The 7,904-nt window shown below is 70.4% G+C and carries 7 protein-coding genes and 1 tRNA gene; 7 read left to right on the top strand and 1 reads right to left on the bottom strand.

Annotated features, from left to right (window positions below; genetic code table 11):
• The first annotated feature begins 9 nt into the window (after positions 1–9).
• A complete protein-coding gene (locus tag VLI41_RS07980; protein WP_325267543.1) occupies positions 10–1,989 on the top strand; it encodes an acetyl/propionyl/methylcrotonyl-CoA carboxylase subunit alpha in 1,980 nt (659 codons plus the stop codon).
• Positions 1,990–2,026: 37 nt separating this feature from the next.
• On the opposite strand, the gene lipB is transcribed toward VLI41_RS07980, so the two are convergent.
• A complete protein-coding gene (gene lipB / locus VLI41_RS07985; RefSeq protein WP_325267544.1) occupies positions 2,027–2,749 on the bottom strand; it encodes a lipoyl(octanoyl) transferase LipB in 723 nt (240 codons plus the stop codon).
• A gap of 11 nt (positions 2,750–2,760) precedes the next feature.
• Here lipB and VLI41_RS07990 point away from each other — a divergent pair, with 11 nt between their 5' ends.
• The 6 genes from VLI41_RS07990 to VLI41_RS08015 all read left to right on the top strand — a co-directional run bounded on the left by VLI41_RS07990 (position 2,761) and on the right by VLI41_RS08015 (position 7,870).
• The gene (locus VLI41_RS07990) at positions 2,761–3,072 is read left to right on the top strand and encodes a FliM/FliN family flagellar motor switch protein (protein WP_325267545.1); all 312 of its coding nucleotides are present in this window, start codon (positions 2,761–2,763) and stop codon (positions 3,070–3,072) included.
• A gap of 102 nt (positions 3,073–3,174) precedes the next feature.
• Positions 3,175–3,259: transfer RNA gene (locus tag VLI41_RS07995), tRNA-Leu, on the top strand.
• 215 nt (positions 3,260–3,474) lie between these two features.
• On the top strand, positions 3,475–4,923 hold the full coding sequence (gene mgtE, locus VLI41_RS08000; protein ID WP_325267546.1) for a magnesium transporter: 1,449 nt from the start codon (positions 3,475–3,477) through the stop codon (positions 4,921–4,923).
• 85 nt (positions 4,924–5,008) lie between these two features.
• Positions 5,009–6,259, top strand: coding sequence for a lysozyme (locus tag VLI41_RS08005; protein WP_325267547.1), 1,251 nt, complete (start codon positions 5,009–5,011; stop codon positions 6,257–6,259).
• A gap of 43 nt (positions 6,260–6,302) precedes the next feature.
• The gene (locus VLI41_RS08010) at positions 6,303–7,469 is read left to right on the top strand and encodes an isovaleryl-CoA dehydrogenase (RefSeq protein ID WP_325267548.1); all 1,167 of its coding nucleotides are present in this window, start codon (positions 6,303–6,305) and stop codon (positions 7,467–7,469) included.
• The gene (locus tag VLI41_RS08015) at positions 7,466–7,870 is read left to right on the top strand and encodes a DUF3574 domain-containing protein (protein ID WP_325267549.1); all 405 of its coding nucleotides are present in this window, start codon (positions 7,466–7,468) and stop codon (positions 7,868–7,870) included. Before VLI41_RS08010 ends, VLI41_RS08015 begins: the two co-directional genes overlap by 4 nt.
• Positions 7,871–7,904 lie beyond the last annotated feature (34 nt).

Raw genomic sequence — 7,904 nt, forward strand, 5'->3', positions numbered from 1 at the left:
GCCAAGGCCATGTTTTCGAAGATCCTGATCGCCAATCGCGGCGAGATCGCCGTGCGGATCATCAAGACCTGCCGCCGGATGGGCCTCGCCACGGCGATCGTCTATTCCGAGGCCGACGCCGACAGCCTGGCCGTCGAGATGGCCGACGAGGCGGTGTTCATCGGCGCAGCCCCCGCCGCGCAGTCCTACCTGGACAGCGCGAAGATCATCGACGCCTGCCGGCGCACCGGCGCCGAGGCGGTGCATCCCGGGTTCGGCTTCCTCTCCGAGAACGCCACCTTCGCCCGCGCGCTGGAGGCCGACGGCATCGTCTTCATCGGCCCCAATCCCCACGCCATCGAGGCCATGGGCGACAAGATCCAATCCAAGAAGTTCGCGCAGAAGGCGGGCGTCTCGACGGTGCCGGGGCACGTGGGCGAGATCGAAGACGTCGCCCATGCGCTCACGATCGCCGGCGAGATCGGCTATCCGGTGATGATCAAGGCCTCGGCCGGCGGCGGCGGCAAGGGCATCCGCGTCGCCTGGAAGCCGCGCGACGTGGAGGAGGGGCTCCCCGCGGTGCGCGCCGAGGCCAAGACCAGCTTCGGCGACGACCGGATCTTCATCGAGAAATTCATCGAGAGCCCCAGGCACGTCGAGATCCAGGTGCTGGGCGACAAGCACGGCCACGTCGTCCACCTGTTCGAGCGCGAATGCTCGATCCAGCGGCGCAACCAGAAGGTCATCGAGGAGGCGCCCAGCCCGCTGCTTGACGCCAAGACCCGCAAGGCCATGGGCGAGCAGGCGATCGCGCTCGCCCGCGCCGTGGGCTACGATTCCGCCGGCACCGTCGAGTTCGTGGCCGGCCAGGACAGGAGCTTCTTCTTCCTGGAGATGAACACCCGCCTGCAGGTGGAGCATCCGGTCACCGAGCTGATCACCGGCGTCGACCTCGTTGAGCAGATGATCCGCGTCGCGGCGGGCGAGCCGCTGCCCTTCACGCAGTCGGATCTGAAGATCAGCGGCTGGGCGATCGAGAGCCGCATCTACGCCGAGGACCCCTACCGCGGCTTCCTGCCCTCGATCGGACGGCTGGTCCGTTACCACCCGCCCCAGGAGGGTGAGGCCGGCCAGGCCGTGGTGCGCAATGACGCCGGCGTGCGCGAGGGCGACGAGATCTCGATCTTCTACGACCCGATGATCTCCAAGCTCTCGACCTGGGCCCCGACGCGCGACGCCGCGATCGAAGCCATGGGCGAGGCCCTGGAGTCGTTCCACATCGAGGGCCTGGGCCACAACATCCCGTTCCTGTCCGCGGTGATGGACCAGGACCGCTTCCGCTCCGGCGAGCTCTCCACCAGCTACATCGCCGACGAGTTCCCCGAGGGCTTCCACGGCGTGCGCCCGACGGCGTTCCAGCGCGACCTGATGACCGCCGTCGCCTGCGCCATGCACCGGACGCTCACCGCCCGCGCCGCGCCCCAGCTCCTGCGCCAGGACTGGGTGGTGATCGAGAACGGCGACAAGCGCCTGGCGCGGGTGGCCGCCGGCGGCGGCGCGCTCACCGTCGAGTTCCTCGAGGACGCCCGCACCTTGCGCCTGGAGGCGGTCGACTGGCGGCCGGGCAGGCCGACCTTCTCGGGGATCCTGGACGGCCGGCGCTTCACCGCCCAGGTGCGCCCCGCGGCCGAGGGATTCGTCATCCGCCACCGCGCCGCCCAGGCCCGGGTTCTGGTGCTCTCGCCGCGCTCCGCCGAGCTCCACGAGAAGCTGCCGCCCAAGATGGCCGCCGACACCTCCAAGATGGTGCTCTCGCCGATGCCGGGGCTGGTCGTCTCGATCGACGTCCGTGAAGGCCAGGAAGTCCGCGCGGGCGAGGCGGTGGCGATCATCGAGGCCATGAAGATGCAGAACATCATCCGCGCGGAGCGCGACGGGGTGGTGAAGGCGGTCAGCGCCAGCGCCGGCGACAGCGTGGCCGCCGACGAAGTCCTGGTGGAGTTCGCCTGAGGCTATCTCGGGCGTCCGTCGGGCAGGCCAGCGGCGTTCAGCGGGGCGCCTCGGCCGGCTCGGCCGGCCCGAACACCTCGCGGAAGCTCGCCAGCAGGGCCGCGTCGGCCTGCTCCAGGCTTGCCGCCAGGCCGAGGTCGGCGAGGCTGGTGACCCCATGCTCGCTGACGCCGCACGGCACGATGCCGGCGAAGTGGGTCAGGTCCGGCGCCACGTTGAGGGCGATGCCGTGGAACGAGGTCCAGCGGCGAAGCTTGACGCCGATCGCGGCGATCTTGTCCTCCCGGGTCGGGAGCCCTGGAGACTGCCGCTCCACCCAGACTCCGACGCGGCCCTCCCGCACCTGGCCTTCCACGCCGAGCCGGGCCAGCGCGCCGATGATCCAGGCCTCCAGCGCGGCCACGAAGGCGCGCACGTCGCGGCGGCGCGCGGTCAGGTCGAGCATCACATAGGCCACCCGCTGGCCGGGGCCGTGATAGGTGAACTGCCCGCCGCGGCCGGTGCGGAACACCGGGAACCGGTCCGGATCGAGCAGGTCCGAGGGCTTGGCGGAGACGCCGGCGGTGTAGAGCGCCGGGTGCTCCAGCAGCCAGACCAGCTCGCCCGCCGCGCCCTCGGCGATCGCCGCGGCGCGCGCCTCCATCGCCGCGACCGCCGCCTCGTAGCCCACCGGCTCCGGGCTCGCCGCCCAGCCGGCGGCTTTTCCGTCGGCGCGGCCGAAGATCGGCGCAGCGGTCGTATTTAACACCCGGTCAAGCATGCTCCTGCAATGTGGGCGCACCGGCCGCTTCGCGCAAAGCGCAGCGCCGGGGTTGCGGGGATGCAAGTCGCGTGAGCCAGGTCAAGGCGATCAATGTCGAGATCCAGGTGGTGCTGGGACGCGCCAGCATTCCGATGCAGCAGCTGCTCCGCATGGGGCGCGGCGCGGTGATCCCCCTCGACGCCACGGTCAACGAGGAGGTCTGGATCCTCGCCAACAACCATCCGGTGGCGCGCGGCGAGATCCAGATCAGCGACGAGAAGATCTCCATCGCCGTCACCCGCGAGGCCAACGTCTTCGATTACATGGCCGGCGGCAGCTGATTTTCGCCTTCCTTCTCCCCCTGCGGGAGAAGGCGCGTCGATGCCGCGTCGCAGCGCTTCACAAACCAACGGCCGTTTGCTAACCCCCGCGCCTCATCACGAGCGGTCGTGGCGGAATTGGTAGACGCGCAGCGTTGAGGTCGCTGTGGGGCAACCCGTGGAAGTTCGAGTCTTCTCGACCGCACCATCCTGCTTCGCCCTGCAGGCTTCGCAGGATTTGAGCCGGCGCATCGGGGCGCCGCCGTGGGCGGGTATCTGACGGGCCAATGGCTTGCGCGCGTGCGATGCGTGCAGCTATGAGGTGGCTTCGTCGGTGCTGGTCGGCCTCTCGACCGCACCAGTGAATCAGGATCATCAAATCCCCTAGGGAAAGCTCGTCCGTCATAAGCCAGGGAGGTCCGCATGAGCCGCGAAACGGACGACCTCGCTGACATCGCGGACAACGCCAGGGCCCCCGCGGCGGAAGAGGATCTGGAAGACCTCGCGCTCGGCGAGGACTACGCCCTCAACCCCGACTACGTGCCGCTGGTCGCCGATGCGCTCGACCGCGGCGACGCCGAGCGGCTGCGCGACCTGCTGTCGGCGCTGCGTCCGGAGGACGTGGCCGACCTGATGGGGTTCCTCTCGGCCAAGGACCGCGAGGAGCTGCTGCCGCACCTCGACCCGGAGACGCTCGGCGACGTGCTCTCCGAGCTCGACACCGAGATCCGCGAGGACGTCCTCGAGCACGTGCCCTCGGCGACCCTCGCCAAGGCCCTGGAGGAGATGGAATCCGACGACGCGGCCGACGTCGTCGACGACCTCGAGGAGGACAAGCGCGCCCAGGTGCTGGCCGCCATGCCGGAGGTGGAGCGGGCGGCGATCGAGACGACGCTGGCCTACGACGAGGAGACCGCCGGGCGGCTGATGCAGCGCGAGGTGGTCGCCGCCCCGCAGTTCTGGACCGTCGGCCAGACCATCGATCACCTGCGGCGCGAGAGCGAGGCCCTGCCGGAGCTGTTCTTCGACGTCTATGTCGTCGACCCGGCCTACAAGCCGGTGGGCGCCGCGCCGGTCAGCCACCTGCTGAGGACCAAGCGCGACACTCCGCTCGCCCAGATCATGGAGCCGGTGACCGAGATCCCGGTCGACATGGACCAGGAGGAGGTCGCCTATATCTTCAACAAATACAATCTGATCTCGGCACCGGTGGTGGAGCCTGGCGGGCGCCTCGTGGGCCAGATCACCGTCGACGACATCGTCGGTGTCATCCAGGAAGAGTCGGAAGAGGATATCCTGGCCCTGGCCAACGTCTCGGACGCCGGGCGCGACGCCGGCATGTTCGGAATCGTCCGTTCGCGCCTGATGTGGCTCATCCTGAACCTGGCGACCGAAGCCATCGCCGTCAGCGCCATCGCCGTCTACCAGGACGAGGTGGCCAAGATAACCGCGCTCGCGGTGCTGATGCCGATCGTCTCCTCGGTCGGCGGCAACGCCGGCACCCAGACCCTGGCCGTGGCCGTGCGCGCGCTCGCGTCGCGCGAGATGAACGCCTCGAACGCCGCGCGCATCTTCTGGCGCGAGATGGGGGCCGGCATCGTCAACGGGCTGATCGTCGCGCTGGCGATGGGGCTCGCGGTGACGGTGATCTACCACCAGCGCTGGGAATTCGCGGTGCGCCTGGCGCTCACCGTCGGCCTGGCGCTGGTCGCCAACATCTTCACGGCGGCCGTCGGCGGCATCCTGGTGCCGCTCTTCCTCGAGAGGACCGGCCGCGATCCCGCGGTCTCCTCCTCGATCTTCATCACCTTCCTCACCGACTTCATGGGCTTCTTCGCGGTGCTCGCAATCGCCGCCCTGATCCTCTTGTAAATCCGCACGATTGGGCGTTTAGGCCCGTGTCTTGCCGCGCCCGGCGAGACGCTGGGGGCGTCTGTGTCATTGTGGGTCAGAGGGCATGCAGCCGCGACACCGAGTCTCGCGGGCGGCGATCGAGCTGATCGCGCGCTTCGAGGGCTATCGCCGCAAGGCCGCCCGGCTGCCCGATGGCCGCTGGACGATCGGTTACGGCCATACCCTCACCGCGCGCGAGGGGGCGGAGGTCTCCGAGGAGGATGCCGAGGCGCTGCTGCTCTACGACCTGATCGCCGTCACCCACGTCCTCAATGAATGGGTCTACACCCCGCTCAGCCAGAACCAGTTCGACGCGCTGGCCTCCTTCGCCTTCAACATCGGCCTGGAGAATTTCCGCCGTTCGGGCGTGCTGAAGCGGCTCAACGAGGGGGCCCTGATCCAGGCGGCCTGCGCCATGGAGTTGTGGCGCAAGGCCGAGTTCGAGGGCGAGCGGATCGTCGTCGACGCGCTCGTCCGCCGCCGCGCGGTCGAGAAGGTGCTGTTTCTGACGCCCGAGGGCGGCTGGCCGGCCGCGCCGAGCCCGGTGCTGACGCCGCTGCTCGATCGGGAGGGCTGGCGGCTCGTGCCGGCCGAGTCGCCCGCTCCGGTGACCGCCTCGCTGGAAGGCGAGCGGGTCCACGTGCTGCGCGCCGACGAGCCGGCGCCGCCGCCTGCGCCCCCGGACGATGACGGCGCCAGTCCGGTGCTGGCCGCGGCCGAGGCCGTGGCCTCGCGCCTGCAGACCATCTTCGCCGAACCCGCCGCAGCGCCCGGGCCGGACGCCGAGCCCGCCGCGCAAGCCGCCCCGTCCCCGCCCGGTGGGGCCCAGACCGCCGAGACGGCGGCTGAGAACGAGTTCCGCCTGGCGCCGCCGGACGAGCGGGCGCCGGAGCCGGCCGCGCCGCTCCAGCCGACGCCGCGAGAGCCGGAAGGGCCTCCGAGCGGCGAGCTGTTCCCGACCGCCGCCGCGGGCGAGGCCCAGACGAACCCGCCCGACACCGCCGAACAGACCGGGCGGCCGCGCGTCCTGATCGACGACACCGCGCCGTTCGAGTTCACCGCGCCGTTCGTCCAGCCTCTGCCGACCCAGCCGAAAGGCGGCCCGCTTTGGGTCGTGGCGCTCGCCATCCTGGGCCTGGCGTTCATCGGCGGTGGCCTGTTCTGGGCGGCGAACGCGCGGCCGACGGTCGCCGCGGGGGTGTTCACCCCGACCCTGGTGGGGTGGCTCGCCGGCCTCGCCGGCGTGGGCTTCCTCAGCGTGGCGGTGTTCCTGCTGCTGCAGGGCTTCGCCCGCGGCGCGCGCGACGAGGATTAGGCGCCTCTTCGCGGGAGCGGCCGGCGCGTGCTAACGCATCGGCATGATCCCGAACTCCGGACCGGCGCTCGATTTCGGCCTCGGCGAGACGGCCGAGGCGATCCGCGAGACGACCGCCCGCTTCGCCGCCGACAAGATCGCCCCGCTCGCCGCACGCATCGACCGGGAGAACGCCTTCCCGCGTGAGCTCTGGCCGCAGATGGGCGAGCTGGGCCTCCACGGCGTGACGGTCGAGGAGGCCTACGGCGGTCTCGGGCTGGGCTATCTCGAGCACGTGGTGGCGATGGAGGAGGTCTCCCGCGCATCGGCCTCGGTGGGCCTCTCCTACGGCGCGCATTCCAACCTCTGCATCAATCAGATCCGCCGCTGGGGGACGGAGGCGCAGAAGCGCCGCTATCTGCCGAAGCTGATCAGCGGCGAGCACGTCGGCGCCCTGGCGATGAGCGAGGCGGGCTCCGGCTCCGACGTGGTCTCCATGCAGCTCCGGGCCGAGCGGCGCGGGGACCGCTATGTGCTCACCGGTACGAAGTACTGGATCACCAACGCGCCGCACGCCGACACCCTGGTGGTCTACGCCAAGACCGACCCGGACGCGGCGAGCCGCGGCATCACCGCCTTCCTGATCGAGAAGGGATTCAAGGGCTTCTCGGTGAGCCGGAAGCTGGACAAGCTCGGCATGCGCGGCTCGGACACCGGCGAGCTGGTGTTCGAGGCCTGCGAAGTTCCGGCGGAGAACGTGCTCGGTCCCGAGAACGGCGGCGTGGGCGTGCTGATGAGCGGGCTTGACTACGAGCGGGTGGTGCTGTCGGCGGGGCCGATCGGCATCATGCAGGCCTGCCTGGACGCGGTGCTGCCTTACGTGCGCGACCGCAAGCAGTTCGGGACCCCGATCGGCGGCTTCCAGCTGATGCAGGGCAAGATCGCCGACATGTACGTCGCGCTGAACTCGGCGCGCGCCTACGTCTACACCGTGGCCCGCGCCTGTGACGCCGGCCAGACCACCCGCTTCGACGCCGCCGGCGCGATCCTGATGGCCAGCGAAAACGCCGTGAACGTGGCGCTGGAGGCGGTCCAGGCGCTGGGCGGGGCGGGCTACACCAAGGACTACCCGGTGGAGCGCTACCTGCGCGACGCCAAGCTCTACGATATCGGAGCGGGCACCAACGAGATCCGCCGCTTCCTGATCGGCCGCGAGCTGGTCGGCGCATGAGGGGCGTCGCGGCCGCGCTGGCCCTGGCGCTGCTCGTGGGCGGCTGCGCGAGCCGGCCGCCTGCGTGCCCCGCCGGCCAGCAGCGGGTGAGGACCGCGCAGCTGTTCTTCGGCCGTGACGTGGCCGGCCGGCCGATGGTCAGCGAGCCTCAGTTCCGCAGGTTCGTCGACGACGTGCTCACCCCGCGGTTCCCCGACGGGTTGACCATCCTGGACGGCGGCGGGCAGTGGAAGGGCAAGGAAAACAAGCTGATCCGGGAATCTTCCAAGGTGGTTCTGATCGTGCTGCCGAACACCCCCGACGCGGACGCCCGCCTCGATGCGGTGCGCGCCGCCTACGAGCAGCGTTTCAGCCAGGACTCGGTCCTTCTCGTCACCCAGCCCGCCTGCGTCTCGTTCTGAGGCCAGAGTGGGCCGCCGGATCGCTCCGGCGGCC

The organism is Phenylobacterium sp., assembly GCF_035475775.1.
In the GTDB taxonomy this organism is placed as follows: domain Bacteria; phylum Pseudomonadota; class Alphaproteobacteria; order Caulobacterales; family Caulobacteraceae; genus Phenylobacterium.

What these genes read in the sequence shown, in the direction of transcription:
- VLI41_RS07980 (WP_325267543.1), top strand. Translation starts at nt 10, where the DNA reads ATGTTTTCGAAGATCCTGATCGCCAATCGCGGCGAGATCGCCGTGCGG.
- VLI41_RS08010 (WP_325267548.1), top strand. Translation starts at nt 6,303, where the DNA reads ATGATCCCGAACTCCGGACCGGCGCTCGATTTCGGCCTCGGCGAGACG.
- mgtE (WP_325267546.1), top strand. Translation starts at nt 3,475, where the DNA reads ATGAGCCGCGAAACGGACGACCTCGCTGACATCGCGGACAACGCCAGG.
- VLI41_RS08005 (WP_325267547.1), top strand. Translation starts at nt 5,009, where the DNA reads ATGCAGCCGCGACACCGAGTCTCGCGGGCGGCGATCGAGCTGATCGCG.
- lipB (WP_325267544.1), bottom strand. Translation starts at nt 2,749, where the DNA reads ATGCTTGACCGGGTGTTAAATACGACCGCTGCGCCGATCTTCGGCCGC.
- VLI41_RS08015 (WP_325267549.1), top strand. Translation starts at nt 7,466, where the DNA reads ATGAGGGGCGTCGCGGCCGCGCTGGCCCTGGCGCTGCTCGTGGGCGGC.